13 protein-coding genes are annotated in these 19,440 nt (G+C 34.8%); 8 read left to right on the top strand and 5 right to left on the bottom strand.

Features of this window, described 5'->3' with window-relative positions; all coding sequences use genetic code 11:
- Nucleotides 1-38: 38 nt before the first annotated feature.
- The 5 genes from QMG60_RS17385 to QMG60_RS17365 all read left to right on the top strand — a co-directional run bounded on the left by QMG60_RS17385 (nt 39) and on the right by QMG60_RS17365 (nt 8,576).
- Nucleotides 39-3,125, top strand: coding sequence for a SusC/RagA family TonB-linked outer membrane protein (locus QMG60_RS17385; RefSeq protein ID WP_134142124.1), 3,087 nt, complete (start codon nt 39-41; stop codon nt 3,123-3,125).
- Between the two features lie 16 nt (nt 3,126-3,141).
- Nucleotides 3,142-4,728 (top strand): SusD/RagB family nutrient-binding outer membrane lipoprotein, encoded by a 1,587-nt coding sequence (locus QMG60_RS17380; protein WP_057116052.1) that lies wholly within the window; start codon nt 3,142-3,144, stop codon nt 4,726-4,728.
- Nucleotides 4,729-4,899: 171 nt separating this feature from the next.
- Nucleotides 4,900-6,234 (top strand): sugar MFS transporter, encoded by a 1,335-nt coding sequence (locus QMG60_RS17375; RefSeq protein WP_281865802.1) that lies wholly within the window; start codon nt 4,900-4,902, stop codon nt 6,232-6,234.
- Between the two features lie 186 nt (nt 6,235-6,420).
- Nucleotides 6,421-7,467 carry a sialidase family protein gene (locus QMG60_RS17370; RefSeq protein WP_281865801.1) on the top strand — a complete coding sequence of 349 codons (1,047 nt, stop codon included), beginning with the start codon at nt 6,421-6,423 and terminating at the stop codon, nt 7,465-7,467.
- Nucleotides 7,468-7,622: 155 nt separating this feature from the next.
- Nucleotides 7,623-8,576: a M20/M25/M40 family metallo-hydrolase gene (locus QMG60_RS17365; RefSeq protein ID WP_281865800.1), complete on the top strand. Its 954-nt coding sequence runs from the start codon at nt 7,623-7,625 to the stop codon at nt 8,574-8,576.
- Nucleotides 8,577-8,633: 57 nt separating this feature from the next.
- On the opposite strand, the gene QMG60_RS17360 is transcribed toward QMG60_RS17365, so the two are convergent.
- The gene (locus QMG60_RS17360; protein ID WP_057116048.1) at nt 8,634-8,999 is read right to left on the bottom strand and encodes a helix-turn-helix domain-containing protein; all 366 of its coding nucleotides are present in this window, start codon (nt 8,997-8,999) and stop codon (nt 8,634-8,636) included.
- Between the two features lie 80 nt (nt 9,000-9,079).
- Between QMG60_RS17360 and QMG60_RS17355 the strand changes: the two genes are divergently transcribed.
- On the top strand, nt 9,080-9,955 hold the full coding sequence (locus QMG60_RS17355; RefSeq protein ID WP_281865799.1) for an NAD(P)H-binding protein: 876 nt from the start codon (nt 9,080-9,082) through the stop codon (nt 9,953-9,955).
- Nucleotides 9,956-10,147: 192 nt separating this feature from the next.
- Here the strand turns inward: QMG60_RS17355 and QMG60_RS17350 are convergent, their stop codons facing one another.
- The 4 genes from QMG60_RS17350 to QMG60_RS17335 all read right to left on the bottom strand — a co-directional run bounded on the left by QMG60_RS17350 (nt 10,148) and on the right by QMG60_RS17335 (nt 15,773).
- Entirely contained in the window at nt 10,148-11,140 is a 993-nt protein-coding gene (locus QMG60_RS17350) for an FAD:protein FMN transferase (protein WP_281865798.1), read from the bottom strand.
- Nucleotides 11,141-11,429: 289 nt separating this feature from the next.
- Nucleotides 11,430-13,613: a PepSY domain-containing protein gene (locus tag QMG60_RS17345; RefSeq protein WP_281865797.1), complete on the bottom strand. Its 2,184-nt coding sequence runs from the start codon at nt 13,611-13,613 to the stop codon at nt 11,430-11,432.
- Between the two features lie 132 nt (nt 13,614-13,745).
- Nucleotides 13,746-14,228 carry a DUF2271 domain-containing protein gene (locus QMG60_RS17340; RefSeq protein WP_134142134.1) on the bottom strand — a complete coding sequence of 161 codons (483 nt, stop codon included), beginning with the start codon at nt 14,226-14,228 and terminating at the stop codon, nt 13,746-13,748.
- 48 nt (nt 14,229-14,276) lie between these two features.
- Nucleotides 14,277-15,773 carry an ankyrin repeat domain-containing protein gene (locus tag QMG60_RS17335; protein WP_281865796.1) on the bottom strand — a complete coding sequence of 499 codons (1,497 nt, stop codon included), beginning with the start codon at nt 15,771-15,773 and terminating at the stop codon, nt 14,277-14,279.
- An 822-nt stretch (nt 15,774-16,595) separates the two neighbouring features.
- Here QMG60_RS17335 and QMG60_RS17330 point away from each other — a divergent pair.
- Nucleotides 16,596-17,570 carry a ribonucleotide-diphosphate reductase subunit beta gene (locus tag QMG60_RS17330; RefSeq protein WP_281865795.1) on the top strand — a complete coding sequence of 325 codons (975 nt, stop codon included), beginning with the start codon at nt 16,596-16,598 and terminating at the stop codon, nt 17,568-17,570.
- 18 nt (nt 17,571-17,588) lie between these two features.
- Nucleotides 17,589-19,283 carry a ribonucleoside-diphosphate reductase subunit alpha gene (locus tag QMG60_RS17325; RefSeq protein ID WP_134142138.1) on the top strand — a complete coding sequence of 565 codons (1,695 nt, stop codon included), beginning with the start codon at nt 17,589-17,591 and terminating at the stop codon, nt 19,281-19,283.
- Nucleotides 19,284-19,440: the final 157 nt, after the last annotated feature.

The following is a 19,440-nucleotide window of genomic DNA, read 5'->3' as shown; positions in this document are numbered from 1 at the left end:
AAATTTAACATGTTATTAACTCTAAAAAAACAACTAATATGATTAAAAACGTACTAAAATTACTGTTGGTCATATGCCTTTTCGGATTCCAAAGCCTTGAAGCGCAGACTACAGTAAAAGGAACGATAACAGATGCTCTTACTGGAATTCCGATTCCTGGGGCAAATATTATTGTTAAAGGAACAAAAACAAGTGCTTCATCAGATTTTGATGGTAAATACAGCATTAGTGTTCCAAATCAATCAGCAGTTTTAGTTTTTACTTATGTAGGATCTGCTACAAAAGAAGTTGCTGTAGGATCTCAAACTACTATTAATGTAGCTTTAGGTGCAGACACCCAGCAGTTGGGAGAAGTAGTGGTTACGGCTCTTGGTATTAAAAGAGAGAAAAAAGCCATTACGTATTCTGCACAAAACGTTTCAGTAGATGAACTTTCTGAAGCTAGATCATTAAACGTTGCCAACTCTCTTTCTGGTAAAGTTGCAGGTCTTAACTTCTCGACTACTTCAAATGGTGTTGGTTCTTCTTCCAGAATTACTTTAAGAGGTAACAGATCTCTTAATGGAAACAACCAGCCTCTTTATGTAGTAGATGGTGTGCCAATTAGTAACGGAACAACAACAACAAATCCTGATATTGATACAGGGGGAACTACACAGCCAGATGGTATTTCTAACATTAACCCAGAAGATATTGCTTCGATGACTGTTCTTAAAGGACCTTCTGCAGCAGCACTTTATGGTTCTAGAGCATCAAATGGTGTAATCGTTATTACAACAAAATCTGGTAAAGCAGGAAAAACCTCAGTTTCGTTATCATCTAACTTTATGGCTTCTTCAGCTTATAACTTGATGAATTTACAAAACGAATACGGTCAAGGTACGAATGGAGTGTATGTTCCAAACTCATCTTCAAGCTGGGGAGGAAAATTAGACGGAAGCCAAGTTTCAAACTGGCAGTTAGTTCGTAACCCAAATTATGCTGGACCAGCTACACAAAGCTATTCTCCACAGCCTAATAACGTTATTGATTTTTACAAAACAGGTTACAACTTAGCAAATACATTAACTGTAACTGCTGGTAACGAAAAAGCGCAAGGTTATTTCTCTTATACCAACACACGTGCTGAAGGTATCGTTGGAGGAAACCAAATGGATAGACACAATCTTAACTTAAGATTGACGAGCAAAATCTCTGATAAATTATCATTAGATGTAAAAACAAACTACATCGTTCAAGATATTGATAACTTATTGAGAACTGGTGAAGAGTCTATTGGTACATCTGCATATTTATTACCTCGTAGTATCGCATACAACGATTACAAAAATTTCGAATATTTTGATGCTGCAGGACAAAGACAAGTAAACTATTTCCTTGACGAAACTGGAGCTCCAGGTGGAAACCCATTTTGGTCTGCATTAAGAGATGATGCTCGTACAGATAAAAGAAACAGATTTATTGGTTTAGCGTCTCTTAAATATGAGTTTACAAAAACGTTAAGCTTACAAGGTAGAGCTGGTTTAGACCAAATGACTAACAAAAACGTAAGAAACAGATATGCAACAAATGCATTTAACAGCAACATGGGTTCATACAGCGAGTCTTATGAAACAGTGAGCGAATTAAACGTTGATGCTTTACTTTCTTACAATGAGAAATTTGGTGATTTTTCTATCGGACTTAATGCTGGTGCAAACTCATTGCAACAAAATAGTTCAGCTTTAAATTCTGGTGGTGTTTTAAGTAAAAGAAACTTCTTCGCATTATCTAATGTGCAGACAGTTCAATCTACATCTACTGCTTCAGAAAAAAGAATCAATTCAGTTTACGGATTTGGTCAAATTGGTTATAGAAACTATTTATTCTTAGACGTAACAGCTAGAAATGACTGGTCTTCTACATTACCAACAGATTATTTCTACCCATCTTTTGGTCTTTCTGCAGTTCTTTCTGACATGTTTACATTGCCAGAAGTAATCAGCTTTGCAAAAATTAGAGGTTCTTATGCACAAGTTGGTAACGATACAGATCCATACCAAACACAACAAAGATTCTCATATATTGGAGGAAATGGTGGTATGTTGTACGGACAAAGCACAAAAGCTAATCCAAACTTAAAGCCTGAGATTTCTTCTTCTACAGAGTTTGGTGCAGATGTTAGATTCTTTAATAACCGTTTAGGTTTAGATTTTACATATTTCAATACATTAACAGACAATCAGATTTTCTATATTAACACTCCTGAATCTTCTGGATATTCTAGAGCAATCGTAAATGGTGGAGATATTGAAAATAAAGGTATTGAGCTTACGCTTACTGCAACTCCAATTCAAACTGCAAACTTTACTTGGGATATTACAGCAAACTATGCTTCTTATAAATCAAAAGTTAAGTCTATCTTTGAAGGAAGAGATGAGTTAGTTCTAGGTGAAGGACGTTTAGTTAGAAGTAAAGTTGTTCAAGGTGGTGAATACGGAGATTTATATATTAAAGGTTTCCAAAGAGATCCAAACGGAAATATTATTGTAAACAGTGCTGGTATTCCATTGGCAACAAATGGTTTCGATGTTCGTGCTGGAAACTTTAACCCAGACTGGACAGCAGGTTTCAAAAATAATTTCAAATACAAAGATTTCTCTTTAAGCTTCCTTGTTGATTTTAGAATTGGTGGAGAAGTTATTTCATACACTCAAGCAAGACAAGCTGGTTTAGGGGTAAGTGATGTTACACTTGCTGGAAGAGAAGGCGGAATTATTGTAGATGGTGTTGTTGCTGCAGGAAATGGTACATACACTCCAAATACTACAAGTATTACAGCAGAACAATACTGGACAGCTATTGGGCAAAGAACTCCAATTGCAGAACCATTTATTTATGATGCTACAAACATCAGATTAAGAGAACTTGTTTTTGGTTATTCTTTACCAAAACGTTTATTAGGTAGTTCAGGATTTTCAAGTATTGACTTCTCTTTAGTGGGTAGAAACTTATTCTTCTTCTTAAACAAAGCAGAACACTTTGATCCAGAAGCTGGAGCAGGTACAGGTAACTTACAAGGGATAGAATCTTTCAACATTCCTTCAACTAGAGATTATGGAGTTAATGTTAAATTCGGATTTTAATTAAAAAAGAGATATCATGAAATATAGTTTTAAAATAAAAACACTAGGAGTCGCTGTAGCGATGCTATCTACTTTTTCTAGTTGTACAAAGGACTTCGACGAAATAAATACGGATCCAAATTCGCTTACAGAAAGTCAGTTAGATCCAACTCTTGCTGGTCCTGCATTTGCATCTGCGTTATACGCAGGTATCCACAACGGATCTTATTCTTCTCCAGGTGTAGATGATCAAGGTACTTGGGGTATTGCAACAGGTATTTTGTCTTCAACTTTTATTCACTACTTAAATTGTGGATACGGAACGGAAAGAAATGCTTTCGTTAACGGATACGAAGGAAGAGGATGGACAAGATTTTATACAGTTGCTGCGCCAGCTTTGACAAATGCTTTCAAAGCATCTGAAGGAAATGCTGAAGCTTTAGCAGTTCTTAAAATTTGGAAAGTTTTCATGTACAACCAAATGGTTGATGCTTACGGACCAATTCCTTACACTGAAGCAGGTAATGGTAAAGAAAAAGTTCCTTATGACAGCGTAGAATTCATCTATGAAGATTTCTTTAAATTGTTAGATGAAGCAAACGCAGTATTGAGTTCTTCTTCTACTGCATCTGTAGCCTCTCTTGCCCCAAATGATAGAGTTTATTCAGGAAGTGTTGACAAATGGAGAATTTTTGGAAACAGTATGAGATTGCGTTTAGCTTTAAGAATTTCGGATAAAGATCCAGGAAAAGCAAAAACTCAAGCTGAAGCTGCTGTAGCTGCAGGAGTTATGCAGACAAATGATCAAAGTGCATTCTTTAAAGCAAGTAACATTACTCCAAACAATTTAAACATGATTGTAAACAGCTGGGGTTATGTAATGACAGCTTCTATGGAAAGTATCTTAGTAGGATACAACGATCCACGTTTATCAAAATGGTTTGCCCCAATCGATACTGGAGTTTATAGAGGTAACCCTGTTGGAGGTTTAGAAGATCAATTTGGAACTACTAAATTCTCTGCTTTCAATAATGACGTAATGGGTAATGGTGCCACTAACAACCTTAGTGAAACTAAAAATATCGAAATCTTCATGGCTTCTGAAAACTATTTGAGCAGAGCAGAAGGTGCATTGAATGGATGGAACATGGGCGGAGATGCTAAAACTTTGTATGAAACAGGTATTAGATTATCTCTAGCACAATGGGGAATTACAAATGCTGCTGAAGTAGATGCATACATCAATGGTTCATCATTGCCAACTTTACCAAATATCTTAACAGTTTACCCTACTTTAGACTTAAGAGATATCCCTGTTAAATTGCCAGTAGCTTGGTCTGCATCTACTGCTGATCAACGTACACAGATTGCAGTTCAAAAATACTTAGCAATTTTCCCAGAATCTTGGGAAGCTTGGGCAGATTTACGTAGAAGCGATGCTAAAGTTATTTATCCTGTATTAAACACAGATAACCCAGACCCAGGAGTTGGAAAATCTCTAATGAAGAGAATCATTTATACTACAAATGAGTATTCTTCTAACAAAGAAGCAGTTGATGATGGTATCGCAAAATTAGGCGGTGCAGATTCAGGTGGAACTAGACTTTGGTGGGACACAAAATAATTAATTTGGTGAGTAATGATCGACACAATCCTTACTTAAAATTCAAAAGGAGAGGTAACTCTCCTTTTGTTTTATCCATATGTCAGTAATTTTTGACATACAAAATTTCTTTTAACTACTGATGATTTTCTCCAATTTAACAAATCATCAAACCACAAAAACATAATAAAAATGGTTGATACAAATACCACTAACTCCTCACAAACCAAACCAACCACATTAGTTCCAATTTTAATAATAGCAAGTCTGTTTTTTATTTTTGGATTTGTTACCTGGATCAACGGAGCTTTGATCCCGTTTATGAAAACAATTAACGAATTAACTTCAGCGCAGTCTTTATTAGTTGCGTCGGCATCTTATATTTCGTTTGTTGTAATGGCACTTCCTGCCTCTTATATTTTAGCTAAAATCGGCTATAAAAAAGGAATGTCTTTGGGATTATTCATTATGGGTTTCGGAGCCTTAATTTTTATTCCTGCAGCCGAAGCGAGAACCTATTGGATGTTCCTTACAGGAATTTTTATTCAGGGAGCCGGAATGACTTTATTGCAAACAGCATCTAATCCGTATATCACTATTTTAGGACCAATTGAAAGCGCAGCAAAAAGAATTTCTATTATGGGAATTTGTAATAAAATCGCTGGAGCTTTAGGGTCGCTTATTTTCGGATCTATTTTATTGTCAGGAATAGATGAAATTCAGGAAAAACTGGCTGTAGTAAGCGTTTCTGAAAAGAATACATTACTAAATAATATGGCAGACAGTGTTGTAGTTCCTTACATTTCAATGGCAGTGGTTTTGTTTATTTTAGGATTGCTGATTCGTAAAGCACCGTTGCCAAATGTAGAAGCCGCGCCAATCGAAGAAACAAAAGAGGGAGAAACAGCAAAAACAAGTATTTTTCAGTTTCCGCATCTTTGGCTTGGGGTACTAACTTTGTTTATGTACGTTGGAGTAGAAGTTATTGCTGGTGATACGATTATAGCTTACGGAATCGCGTTAGGATTTCCTGCAGGCGATGCCAAATTCTTTACAACATTTACCTTATTAGCGATGGTAGCTACTTATGCTTTGGGAGCATTTTTGATTCCGAAATATATTACGCAGGCTTTGGCTCTAAAAGTGAGTGCGGTTTTAGGAATTATATTGTCATTCTGCATTGTGTTTTCTAGCGGATTTACTTCTGTTTTATTCGTTGCTGGATTAGGAATCGCAAATGCATTAGTGTGGCCTGCAGTCTGGCCTCTTACACTTAACGGTTTAGGAAAATTTACGAAAACAGGAGCAGCATTATTAGTAATGGCAATTTCTGGAGGAGCAGTTATTCCGCCTCTATATGGGAAATTTGTAGACGGAACAAAAGCCGATCTGATCGCGCAGGGAATTAGCGAAGTTAACGCAACAGCAGCAGCCTCAACAAAAGGATATTGGATTTTACTTCCTTGCTATATTATTATCCTTTACTATGCGATTTCAGGACATAAAGTGGGGTTGAAGAAGAGTTAGATTTTTTTATCTGAAAGATGTAAGATGTGATATGTAAGATGTGATATGTGATATGTAAGATGTAAGATGTATGATGTAGGATTTAAAGCTATATCAAAGAGACATTTTTCATATTGAAAAGTAAATTCAAAATCTTGCTTCTTGCTTCTTTCATCTAAAAAAAAAAGCAAAAACAAAAAAAAGAAAATGATTTTAAAAAAGAGATATACTACAGCTGCATTATTGATGGTAATTGTTTTTTCCAATTCAGTAAAAGCACAAACTAAAGCTGTGAATATTGAAAGCAGTTATATTGCAGATCCGCCTGTTACAGCCAACAGTCACGCATCTACATTGGTTGAATATAAACCAAATGAGATTATGGCAGCTTGGTTTGGCGGTAAATACGAAGGTGCAAAAGATGTCGGAATTTATATTTCCGATTATAAAGATAAAAAATGGTCAACCCCAAAAGAGCTTATTCAGCCATTAATCAAAAACGGTGATACGCTTCCTTGTTGGAATCCGGTATTGTTTAAAAGCAAAAGCCAGAATTTGTATTTGTTTTACAAAGTCGGAAAAAATCCAAGAGAATGGTTTGGTGCTATGATTGTTTCAAAAGATAATGGAACAACTTGGGGCGAACCAAAATATCTTCCAGAAGGATTTTACGGACCAATTCGAAACAAACCAATCGAAACTACGCCGGGCTTAATTCTCTGCGGTAGCAGTACAGAAAGTGTTGATAAAGACGAATGGAGAATTCATGTTGAAACTTACACAGAAGCTGACGATTCTTGGAAAAAAATTGAAGTTGAAAACAATAAACAATTAAATGTCATTCAGCCTACATTTTTAGTTCATAGTGAAAGTGATATTGAGATGCTGTCCCGTAGCAAACACAATAGAGTAGTTGCAAGCTGGTCTGGAGATAACGGAAAAAGCTGGATAAGAACCAATACGATTAATGTGGTTAATTCAAATTCAGGAATAGATGCTTTAACCGTAAATAAAAATCTTTTTTTATTAGTGAATAATCCGCTCCCGCAGGGAAAAGACTGGTTTAACGGCCGCAATATTTTAGACGTTGAATATTCCACAGATGGTTTGAACTGGAGAAAGTTATTTGATTTGGAAAATCAGGAAAAAGGAGAGTTCAGTTACCCAGCAATAATTCAAACCACAGACAAGAAAGTACACGTACTGTATACTTATGATCGAAAATACATTAAACATACCTCTTTTGATTTATAATCTTTGAATGATGGTACGCAGATGACATTCATTTACTTCGTAAAGACGCTGATTTTACGATTTTATTTGATTAATTTTTTATAATATCTGCGTTTATCCGCGTTTTTGCAAAGCAAATCCGTTTCATCCGCGTTCCATTCTATAGAAAAACAATTATGAAATTAAAACTTTTTTTTACGACCGTATTTTTTTGCTGCACTTTCGTGAATGCACAAATTTCCAAAACCTTTTATAAACATGATAAATATCTATCATCAGATAAATTGGAAGGCCGTTTTCCGGGTACAAAAGGAAATAATAAAGCAGCAGCTTATATTCAGAAGTATTTTAAAAAATATGGTTTAAAAGAATTCAATAATTCCTATTATCAGCCTTTTAAAGTTTTTGTAAAAGAAGGCATCAATAAGATGAAATCAGATAGTGCTGCAACTCAAAATGTTTTGGGTTTTATCCAAGGATCTGATCCGGTTTTAAAAAATGAATATATTGTAATAGGAGCACATTACGATCATTGGGGCTGGGGCGGGCCAGGTTCTGGAAGTAAAAAGAAAGAAGCGTTTGCCATTCATAACGGTGCAGATGATAATGCTTCTGGTGTCTCGGCGCTGCTTTGCATTTTAGAAGAAATTTCAAAACAAAAAATCAAACCAAAAAGAAGCATCATTTTTATTTCGTTCAGCGGAGAAGAAGAAGGATTATTAGGTTCTAAATACTTCGTAACCCATCTGCCAGTTCCAAAAGAATCCGTAAAAGTAATGCTCAATATGGATATGGTTGGAAGATTGAATGAGAAAAAAGAGCTTTATATGGGCGGTGCTGGAACTTTCCCAAATGGAGTCGAACTGATGCAAAAACTGCAGGAAAACTCAGGATTAAACCCAGTTATTCACGCAGGAGATGTTGGCGGTTCCGATCATGTTTCTTTTTATAAAGAATCTATTTCTGCAGTTGGTTTTCATACCGGCGGACATCCGCAGTATCATACACCAGAAGATGATATAGACCTCATTAATTCTGATGGAGGTGCTTTGGTTTCAAAATATATTTATAATGCCTTAACAGAAATTGCCAATTACAAAGAAGCTTTGTTTTTTATCAAACAGAATTAAACAAAGCAATTAAAAATAAGTTAATTAGTTTTTTGTTGTTTGAAAAGGCGGTGTCTATTAAACGCTATAGATGCCGTCTTTTACTTTAAAAGCCCACGCAGCCATTGCATCAATAACGGGTAATAATCCCTTTCCAGCATCACTTAATTTATAAGTCACAAAAGGAGGAACGACAGGTTTTGCTTCGCGAATCACCAAACCATCTGCTTCTAATTGTTTTAAATGCTGAATAAGCATCTTCTCTGTTACAGCCGGAATTGCTCTTTTCAATTCGCTGTAACGTTTATCTCCAGTCGATAAATGATATAAAATAATGGGTTTCCAGTAGCCTCCAATTTTTTCCATAACGAAAGTTACAGGGCATTGTTCCAACGCATACTGCTTGTTTTCCTGAATAGTTGACGATTCTTTAATTGCTGTCATAATACATACTTTAGGGTAAGTACTTGTATAAAAGTAAGTACAAAGATACCTTTGTCTTGTTAAATAAAAAAACTTTAAAGATGAAAATTATAATTTCAGGTTCGTTAGGAAATATCGGAAAGCCTTTAACGGCTCAATTAGTAAAATCAGGACACGATGTAACAGTTATCAGCAGCAATGCAGATCGAAAAGCAGCGATTGAAGATCTTGGTGCGAAAGCAGTAATAGGATCGGTTAGTGATGCCGATTTTCTTTCAGAAACTTTTAAAGGTGCAGATGCCCTTTTCGCTATGACGCCTCCAAATATGGGCGGTGTAAATATTATTCAAAACACTACAGATGCTGGTACCGCTTTCGCGAAAGCGATTCAGAATGCCAACATTAAAAGAGTAGTAATGCTAAGCAGTATTGGAGCTGATTTACCAACAGGAAACGGACCAATTGCGGGTTTGTACAATATTGAGAAGATTTATGAGAAACTAAATACTTCAATTACATTTTTGAGAGCTGGATATTTCTACATTAACTTCTTCAACGATATTCCGATGATAAAAGGAGCAGGGATTATGGGAGCAAATATTCCAGCAGGAAATCGTATTCCGTTAGTGCATCCAGAAGATATTGCATGGGCTGCCGCAGAAGAATTACAAAAATTACCAGAAGGAAAAAATGTGCGATATATTATTAGTGATGTTCGCACGCCTTCAGAAATTGCAAAAACATTCGGAGCAGCAATTGGAAAAACAGAACTTCCTTGGGTTGAATTTACTGATGAACAATATTTAGGAGGAATGACGCAAGCTGGAGTTCCAGAAGAAATGGCTGGTTTATATACCGAAATGGGAAGCGGACTTCGCAACGAAACCATTGCAGCAGATTTTCTAAACACTGATGGAAAAGTTCAAGGAAAAATCAAACTAGAAGATTTTGCAAAAGAGTTTGCTTCAAAATTCTAATCAAAAAAACATTCCGCTTCTATTTACAGTAAGCGGAATGTTCAATTTAAATAATGAGTTATCATTATTTCATACCCTTTATAATTTCACCGAAGACTCAAGCAATAGCGAACAGACTAAGTAATCATCTCGACAAAATCTGCTTCCCATGACCATCAACCACCAACCATCAACCACCAACCACCAACCAACTTACAATTTATAAGAGAAATTTTTAGACTTAACCACTTTTCCTTTATCAGTAATTATTACGCAGCTGTATTCTGGGAATTTTTGGAGCAGCAGTAAGCCTTCTTTTAGACCTAAAACCATCATTGAAGTACTTAATCCGTTTGCCGTTTCGGCGTTTGGACCAAAGACAGTTACACTGCACAAACCAATTGCGGGATACCCAGTTGCAGGATTTATAATATGGGAGTAGCGTTTTCCATTAAAAACAACAAACTTTTCATAACTGCCAGAAGTAGTGACAGCGCCTTCTTTTAAAGGAACAACAGCTAAAATTTTTTCAGGTTTAAACGGATTCGTAATACCGATTTTCCAGTCCTTTCCGTTGGGTTGTTTTCCCCAGGTGCTCATATCGCCAGAACCATTGATAATTCCGGCTTTAATGCCTTTTTCAATCATCATGGCACGGCATTTATCAGTGGCGTAACCTTCGCCGAGAGCACCAAATCCGATTTTCATGCCTTTTAATTTCAAAAAAATAGTCGATTCTGTGCTGTCCAAAATAATATTCTTGTAACCCACTTTTTCAACCGATTTTTTTATGGCTTCCGCCGAAGGCATTTCCATCATCGAACCGTCAAATTTCCAGATTCTGTCCATTGCAGCAAAGCTGACGTCAAATCCGCCATTTGTTATTTCAGAAAGTTTAACAGCTCTTTGGGCAAGTTCAAAAACTTCTCGATCTACTTTTATAGGTTGAATTCCCGCATTCTGATTCACTGCAGAAATTTGAGAATCGGCTTTCCAGTCCGAAATTAGGTTTTCTATTCTAGTAATTTCAGCAATCACAATATCGATATTTTGTTCAGCTGAAAGCGAGTCTTTATCGACAATACTAATATCAAAACGGCCGCCCATTAAGAGCGTTGCTCTTTTTCGTAATACTTGCGAATAGCCTGTAAAGCATTGAACCGTTACGAAAAGAATTAAAAGTTTATTTATAATTGATTTTTGCATAAAAAATCATTTTTTAGAGCTCCCCTGGAGCGAAATATTTATAGTTATAATTTAGACGTTTCAAATTAAAGCTTCGCCAGAGCGATATGTAGTTTGTATATGTCGCTCCGCTGGAGCTTTGACTTTGTGTGAACCAAATGTAATCTATAAATATGTCATCCCTCTGGGATTCATTTATAATTGCGATCTAAATTCTATAATCTATCCCGAGGCTTCGGGACTACAGTCTAAAATCCAAAATCCAAAATCCAAAATCTACAATCTACAATCTATAATCTAAAATCTAATCCTAATAGCAATCCGTTAATAATTGACCATTTTCTTTGTATTCAGAAAGACTTTTAATTCCATTTTCCAGACACAATCCATTCAAAACAGCTTCAACATCTTTCTGCATGGCAAGCGAACCACAGATCATGATTACACCGCCTTCTTTTAATAAATTCATAAAAAAAGAAGCATCTTTTTGAATCAAATCCATAACATAAATATTTGCTCCTTCACGAGATAATGCTACGTGAAAGCGATCCAGATGTTGTTTTTGAATCATCACTTTTGCAAACTTTTTATAAGCCAAAAGCGTTGGAGTTACCATTCTAAAACCGCTGTACAAATGTATTTCCTTCTTAGCTTTATTCTGTTCAATCATTCCCAGGAAAGGAGCAATTCCAGTTCCGTTAGAGATGAGAGCCACTTTTGGTGCTTTCTTTGGAAGGTGAAAAGTAGGGTTTTTAAGAATTCTAGCTTTTATCGTATTTCCAGGTTCCAAATTATTTAAAAAGCCAGAACCCAATCCGTTTTCATGCAGTTTTACAACCAATTGTATGTTTCCAGAATGATTTCCAATAGAGTAGAGGCGTTTTCTAGAATCATTAGCAGGATAAATTGCCAGTAAATCACCAGAAACAAATTTAGCCCTAGAATTAGCGCGTAATGTTAGTATAAAAGTATGTTCGGTATCAGAAATCGGCGTCTTATCTAAAACCATTAATTTCTGCAGTCCTTTCGGTACGTGATTGTATAATGAAGGAGTTGTCGCCAAAGGAATTCCCGTTTTAGCACTCCATAATTTTATCCAGTTTACAAATTCAACAGCCGATTTGTCGTTAACGGTTTGTAAACTTAAATAACGTTCTGCCCAGTTTTGAGCCGCTAAAAGCTGATCGATCTCAATCGCAAACTGACAGAAATCTGGGTACGCTTTAGAGCCAAAACCAACGACAGAAAAATTAATTTTCTGATCCTGATTTTGCTTTTCTAATACAGCTTTGAATTTTTTTGCGTTAGAAGGCGCATCACCTAAACCATGAGTAGAAGTAAAGACAATTATATGTTCTGCCTTTGGATATACCGAAAAACGATTCAGTTCGGTAATAAAAGCCTTGTAGCCTTGATCGGTTAATTGTTTCAGAATAGCATTAGCAAATCTAAAAGAACTTCCGTTTTCAGAGCCAACTAAGAGAATAAAAGTACTTTCTTGAGATGTGAATTTGTTTTTAATTCGGCTTGATCTTCTTTTTAAAGTAATCGCAAAACCAGAATAAATAAAGAATAAAATATTGATGCAAGCTATTGCTAAGATTACAGCCCAGACTCCGTTAATTCTACCTGTATGAAGATCAAGGCTCAAAGCAGCAAATTGTTTGGTTACCGGCGAAAGTTTTTCTGAAATAACAGCACCAGAAACCTGATTAACTTCGATCTCGCGATCTTTTAATTCAATGATATAATATTCTTCAGGATCATCTGTAAAAGGAAACTCAATTTTTTTTACATCAGAAAGTAAAGTAGTTTTAAATATAGAAGTCGTTTTGTCTTTTTCTGAAAGTTCAGATTTTACAGGTTTCGCTTTTTCTTCACCCATAAAAAAGTTAAATCGTTCCAACGATAAATAGGTTCCTGTTAATGCAATAATTAGAATTGGAATTAAAGCCAATCGCCCCAAAACAACATGATAATACTGGGCGAAATATTCCTTGATTACTTTGGAGAAGAAATTTCGAATACCGCGTTGTCTCTTTAATACCAATACAAAACCCGAAAGCGAAATTAGTAATAAACAAAAAGAAATTATGCCGACAAAAAAACGTCCTGCTTCATGAAGAAACAACGAGCGATGAAAACTTGTAACCCATTGAATAAATTCGCTTTTTTTTACAGGAGTTCCTAAAGCTTTTCCCGTTTTGGGATCAACATAAGCATTAACATCATTTCCGTCTTGATCAATTGCCTGAAGCGTTACAAACTGATTGTAATCAACACTTAATTCTGTAATTTCTGGGTAAGCCTTTTTTAGAATAGGAAGAGTTTCTCCTAAAGTTATTTCATTAAAATTTTCAGTTTTGTACGGAAGAGTTTTTTCCTGCACTGCATCGACCGCCAGAATAATTCCGGTTACCGTGGCTAAAAACAAAAAAATAGAAGAAAATAAGGCCAGGGCCAAGTGTGCGTAACGCCAGAAAGAAAGAGTCATTGAATGTATTAAAAGTAATAAATGTTTAAAGCTTTGTCAAAGTTAAAAACTTTGACAAAGCTCAGATTTCAATTTTAAGCAGAAAAAAATAGAATTCATGCTTATAGAGGTTAAAAAATAATATGCTGAATATTAAATTTTGCTTAACCTTACGTATTTAATATAGCCTTTCCCATCTGTTTTAGCAGCCAAACCTTCTGTTGTAAGCGGAATTTCAAGATCGCTTACATAATACTTTTGATCTTCAACAGCTGTTTCAAAACGTAGTTTGTAGCCTTTGTTAATTTTAGAATTTTCAATTTCTATTGTTGTCACACTGCGATCTCCGCCAGTAACAGATGCCCCTGTTTTTGCACTGATATCATCATTTTTTTGAGTATGGAATTTGTTCCATTCTTTTAATGATTTGTACCACTTTTTATCATCGCCCATTACATAAAGTGTTTTTTCGTATTCGCCGTTTCCATTAACGAGTGAAACTACAATATATGCACCTTCTCCCATATAATTATTCATCTGCAGCATGCATTTATATTTGCTTGACTGCGCATTAGATTGAAGAGAAAGTAAAAAAACAAATGCGCTTGTAAGAGCAATTTTAAATATAGATTTCATATTTTTTTAATTGTAATTTGGAATTTTATTTTTGAAGTTTAAAACTATTTACTTTAAGAATTCAACCGAAATATTGTTTTTTGTAAGCAGATCATTTTCTTTTGCCAAAGCGTAAGCTGTCTCGTCAAATTCTGTATTGATGTCTTTTTTGGCTCCAACAGAAACAAGATATTTTAAAATCGAATCATCTTTAGAAGTCATAGCCGCTCTGTGCAGTGCAGTTAAACCATCTTTGTTTTTAACGTTTACATCTACTTTTAAATCAGTAATTTTTTTAAGGAGAGAAACATCATTTTTAGTGATTGCTAAATGATATAGAGTGTTTCCGTCTTTTTGTGCTGCCGCCAAATTTAATCCTTTATCCTGAAGTAATTTTGCTTTTGCATCAAAAGGATCTTGTTTAGGAGCATCTTTATCTTTTCCCGCAGGACGATAAGACTGTACTAAATAAACTCCTAAATTATTGCCGTCTTTGTCTTTTACATTAATATCTGCACCTTTCGCTAAAAGCAGACTTACAGCTTCTGGAGTTCCAGATCTTACGGCATATGTCAAAGCAGATTCTCCTTTTACGTTTTGAGCATTGATATTTTTTGCATTAGGAAGAAAAAGTTCTAAAGCAGCAGTTTCTCTTGCAGATGCAGCAGCCATAACTGGCGTATTTCCTTCTTTATCAACTTTGTTAACATCAACACCTTTTCCTAAAAAGTATTTGATAATTTCAGTTTGATTGGGTTTTCCAGCTAAAATATGTAATACATTTTGTCCTGCTTTGTTTTGGGCAGCTGCTTTTATTTTTACTTCTTCAACCAAATATTTGTACGTTTCGATTGTATTAGTTTCTCTTCTGCTTCCCTGTGCAGCAATCAAAAGTGCAGTTTCTGTTGGTTTAATTCCTTTTTCTAAAAGTTTTTTCAAAAGTGGAATATTTCCAGATCTTGCAGCGTATGTAAAAGCAGTATTTCCATCATTATCAACATCTTTAAGAGACATTCCTTTAGTTGCGAAATATTCTGCAGCTTTTAAATCTTTATCTGACGCAATTGCCAGAAGTAAAAGGTTTGCTCCATTTGTATATTTTTTTGTCGGATTTACTCCAGCCTTAAAAAATGCATCATACATCGCAGGACTCGACTGCCCGTTTGATGCTGCGAAATCTGCAGGAGTAGTTCCGTGGCTGTCTTCAAAATTTACATCAGAACCTTTATTAATAAGATATTCTACTAATTCTGTATTTCCTCTATAAGCCGCCCAATGCAAATAAATACGATTATCGTGCGTTAATTTCATAACCGAATTTCCTGGCTGTTCAATTAAAAATTTAATAGTTGCAACAGGCGCATCATTATTAATTGCCAGCGTTGTAACATCAAAAGCATTGGCATTTGCCTCTGAAGGATTATTTCCTTTTGCTATTTCAGCCTTAACAGTTTCGATATCTGGAGAGGTTTTCCAAAAAGATTGTTCTAAAAGAGTATTTTTTTGCTGAGCACTTACAAAAAGCGTAACAGCAAATGCAAAAGAAGCGAAAAGATTCTTTTTCATGTTTTGATAATTTATGGTTATAGAATTATTCAAGATTAAATTTATTTTCAGATATGTATTTTACTCTATTTAGAATAAATAAAAATAAAGCAAATGTAAAGATTAATATTTTTAAATCAATACAAATTTGTTGTTAAAACGGATTTTTAATCTAGTATTTCGGAATTTTAAGAATGTCTTAAGCTGATTTTAATTTTTATATCCAAACAATATCCTTTAGATAATTGATATTTGAAACTATTAAGATCAGAGTAGTTTCTTAGATAAAAACTATATATTTTTTGAATCTATTTACCTTGAATAATGTTTTTACCAATCTTTCCTGTTAAAAGCAATTGTTGTCCTTTTTTGAATATACTTCACATCAATTTTAAAAGTGTTTTTTAGTCTAATTATCTGTTATAAAAAATGTTATGTTTTTTAGTAGTACAATATTATTTAGAATAATTATTAATAACTAGCGTTTTTTTATTTTGAAATTGATTTTAAAATTAATCTTTTTCCAAATCAACTGTTGATAACTGCTTAGCTCCATACCTCAAAAAATATCACTTTAAGATGTTGATAACTTACTATTAATTTTAGGGAAACAGTTAGTTCATTGAGAATTACAAGACATTATTTTCCTGTTGATAAAATTTGCAGAAACTCCAATTTTTAAAGTTTTCAAACTGTTGATAATTGGAGATATTTTTAACATCTAAAACTGGACAAAAGGATAACTGTGGGCTAAATTTGTAATTATAAAAAATCACGCCGATACCACCTGCAAAAGAGCGCTCGATTTTTTATTTCAAAATAGTCACTTAAAATTCTATATATATGTCAATTTTCGATAAAAGAATCAATTATAAACCTTTTGAATATCCTGAGGTTCTCCAATTTACTGAAGCAATTAATAAAGCCTACTGGGTGCACACCGAAGTAGATTTTACTGCCGACACACAAGATTTTCATGCCCATTTAAATCTGGCTGAAAAAACCGCAATTAAAAATAGTTTATTGGCTATTGCACAAATTGAGGTAGCTGTAAAAAGCTTTTGGGGAAATATATACGAGCATTTTCCAAAACCAGAATTCAACGGATTGGGAACTACTTTTGCAGAATGTGAATTCAGACATTCTGAAGCATATTCTCGTTTATTAGAAGTTTTAGGTTACAATGATGAATTCGAAAAACTTTTAGATGTTCCTGTAGTACGGAGACGTGTAGATTATCTTTCTAATGTATTAAAGGATACCAAATCTCAGGACAACAGAAAATACATGGTTTCGCTGATTTTATTCAGTATTTTAATCGAAAATGTTTCTTTGTTCAGTCAGTTTGCAATTTTATTGTCGTTCACAAGATTCAAAGGCTATATGAAAAATGTGAGCAACATTATTGCTTGGACATCTATCGACGAACAAATTCATGCGAATGGTGGAATTTATATTATTAATAAAATCCGTGAAGAATTTCCCGAATATTTCAATGCTGAAACATTAGAATTAATTAGAGAAACAGTTAAAGAATCTATAACTGTTGAAGCCGATATTTTAGATTGGATTTTTGAAGACGGAGCGATCGAAACTATTAATAAAGAAGACTTAGTGAACTTCATGAAATTTAGAATTGATGAAAGTTTAAAACAAATAAATATTGAAACGATCTTTAATGTTTCTCCAGACGAATATTCAAAAATGACTTGGTTTGAAGAAGAAGTTTTTGCAAACAGTTTAGACGATTTCTTTGCCAAACGTCCTGTTGAATATACGAAACATGATAAAAGCATTACCGCAAACGATCTTTTCTAATACAAGCCCAGAATACTTATGAATACGATAGACACAAACCCAGTAAATAATTTTGAATCACAGAACGATAGTAAAATGTGGTGGAAGAACTCTGAAAGTGAGCAAATTTTAAATCGCGGATACCTTTTAAAAGGTGAAACGGTTGAAGGTGCAATCGATCGAATTTGTACCGCTGCCGCTAAAAGACTTTACAAACCAGAATTAAAAGAATCTTTTGTTGAAATGATCGAAAGAGGCTGGATGAGTATTAGTTCGCCTGTGTGGGCAAATATGGGAACAGAAAGAGGTTTGCCAATTTCTTGTTTTAATGTACACGTTCCAGATAAAATTGAAGGAATCACCCATAAATTGGGCGAGGTAATTATGCAGACTAAAATCGGAGGCGGGACTTCTGGTTATTTTGGTGAATTACGCGAGCGCGGAAGTGCCGTAACAGATAACGGAAAGAGTAGTGGAGCCGTAAGCTTTATGAAACTTTTTGATACTGCAATGGATACAATTTCGCAAGGCGGAGTTCGTCGTGGCGCATTTGCAGCTTATTTAGATATTGACCACCCGGATATCGAGGAGTTTTTGAAAATTAAAAGTATCGGAAACCCAATTCAGAATTTGTTTACAGGAATCTGTGTGCCAGATTATTGGATGCAGGAAATGATTGATGGAGATGCTGATAAAAGACAAATTTGGGCGAAAGTTTTAGAAAGCCGTCAGCAAAAAGGTTTGCCTTATATTTTCTTTAGTGACAACGTAAATAAAAACAAACCACAAGTTTATAAAGATCAAAACTTAAGAATCAATGCCAGTAACTTGTGCAGTGAGATTATGCTTCCATCAACTCATGATGAATCATTTATCTGCTGTTTATCTTCAATGAACTTGGAGCTATATGAAGAATGGAAAGATACTGAAGCGGTAAAACTGGCAATCTTTTTCTTAGATGCTGTTTTACAGGAATTCATCGAAAAAACTGAAGGGAACTATTATCTTTCTGCAGCTAATAAATTTGCTAAAAGACACCGTGCATTAGGTTTAGGCGTTTTAGGATGGCATTCTTATTTACAGAAAAATATGATTCCGTTTGAAGGAATGGAAGCTAAAATGAAAACTACAGAGATTTTTAAACATATTAGCGATAAAGCAGATAAAGCAAGTCAAGAATTAGCTAGAATTTACGGAGAGCCGGAATTGTTAAAAGGTTACGGAAGACGTAATACAACCACAATGGCAATTGCACCAACAACATCTTCTTCTGCAATTTTAGGACAAACTTCTCCAGGAATTGAGCCTTTTAGCAGTAACTATTATAAAGCTGGATTGAGTAAAGGTAATTTTATGCGTAAAAATAAATACCTTAAAAAACTGTTGGAAGAAAAAGGTTTAGATAATGAAGAAGTTTGGAGAGGAATTATGCTGAATGGCGGAAGTGTTCAGCATATGGAACAGTTGACTCAGCAGGAAAAAGATGTATTTAAAACATTTAAAGAAATCAGCCAGTTAGAAATTGTACAGCAGGCAGGAATCCGCCAGAAATTTGTGGATCAGGGACAAAGTTTAAATCTTAATATTCCAGCAGAATTGGCAATTAAAGATGTGAACCGTTTAATGATCGAAGCTTGGCAGCAAGGAGTTAAAAGTTTATACTACCAAAGAAGCCAGAGTGTTTCTAAAGAATTAGTAACAAGTCTTGTTTCCTGCAGCAGTTGCGAATCATAAAAAAGCAAAGCCGAATCTTATTTTAGATTCGGCTTTTTTATTGTTGCTGAGAGTTTCACGCAGATTTTAAAAGATTTGGGCAGATTTAATAGATTTTTTATTTCTGTACTGCTTGTTATGTCGACAGAGGAGACATCTCCTCTAGATTTAGAACGCT

This window comes from Flavobacterium sp. GSB-24, from assembly GCF_027924665.1.
Taxonomy (GTDB): domain Bacteria; phylum Bacteroidota; class Bacteroidia; order Flavobacteriales; family Flavobacteriaceae; genus Flavobacterium.
Note: the sequence above shows the minus strand (reverse complement) of the source record. Positions and strands in the feature narration are given on the sequence as shown.

Excerpts from the sequence above, each read along its gene's own strand:
- QMG60_RS17385 (WP_134142124.1), top strand. The coding sequence starts at position 39 with ATGATTAAAAACGTACTAAAATTACTGTTGGTCATATGCCTTTTCGGA.
- QMG60_RS17380 (WP_057116052.1), top strand. The coding sequence starts at position 3,142 with ATGAAATATAGTTTTAAAATAAAAACACTAGGAGTCGCTGTAGCGATG.
- QMG60_RS17375 (WP_281865802.1), top strand. The coding sequence starts at position 4,900 with ATGGTTGATACAAATACCACTAACTCCTCACAAACCAAACCAACCACA.
- QMG60_RS17370 (WP_281865801.1), top strand. The coding sequence starts at position 6,421 with ATGATTTTAAAAAAGAGATATACTACAGCTGCATTATTGATGGTAATT.
- QMG60_RS17365 (WP_281865800.1), top strand. The coding sequence starts at position 7,623 with ATGAAATTAAAACTTTTTTTTACGACCGTATTTTTTTGCTGCACTTTC.
- QMG60_RS17360 (WP_057116048.1), bottom strand. The coding sequence starts at position 8,999 with ATGACAGCAATTAAAGAATCGTCAACTATTCAGGAAAACAAGCAGTAT.
- QMG60_RS17355 (WP_281865799.1), top strand. The coding sequence starts at position 9,080 with ATGAAAATTATAATTTCAGGTTCGTTAGGAAATATCGGAAAGCCTTTA.
- QMG60_RS17350 (WP_281865798.1), bottom strand. The coding sequence starts at position 11,140 with ATGCAAAAATCAATTATAAATAAACTTTTAATTCTTTTCGTAACGGTT.
- QMG60_RS17345 (WP_281865797.1), bottom strand. The coding sequence starts at position 13,613 with ATGACTCTTTCTTTCTGGCGTTACGCACACTTGGCCCTGGCCTTATTT.
- QMG60_RS17340 (WP_134142134.1), bottom strand. The coding sequence starts at position 14,228 with ATGAAATCTATATTTAAAATTGCTCTTACAAGCGCATTTGTTTTTTTA.
- QMG60_RS17335 (WP_281865796.1), bottom strand. The coding sequence starts at position 15,773 with ATGAAAAAGAATCTTTTCGCTTCTTTTGCATTTGCTGTTACGCTTTTT.
- QMG60_RS17330 (WP_281865795.1), top strand. The coding sequence starts at position 16,596 with ATGTCAATTTTCGATAAAAGAATCAATTATAAACCTTTTGAATATCCT.
- QMG60_RS17325 (WP_134142138.1), top strand. The coding sequence starts at position 17,589 with ATGAATACGATAGACACAAACCCAGTAAATAATTTTGAATCACAGAAC.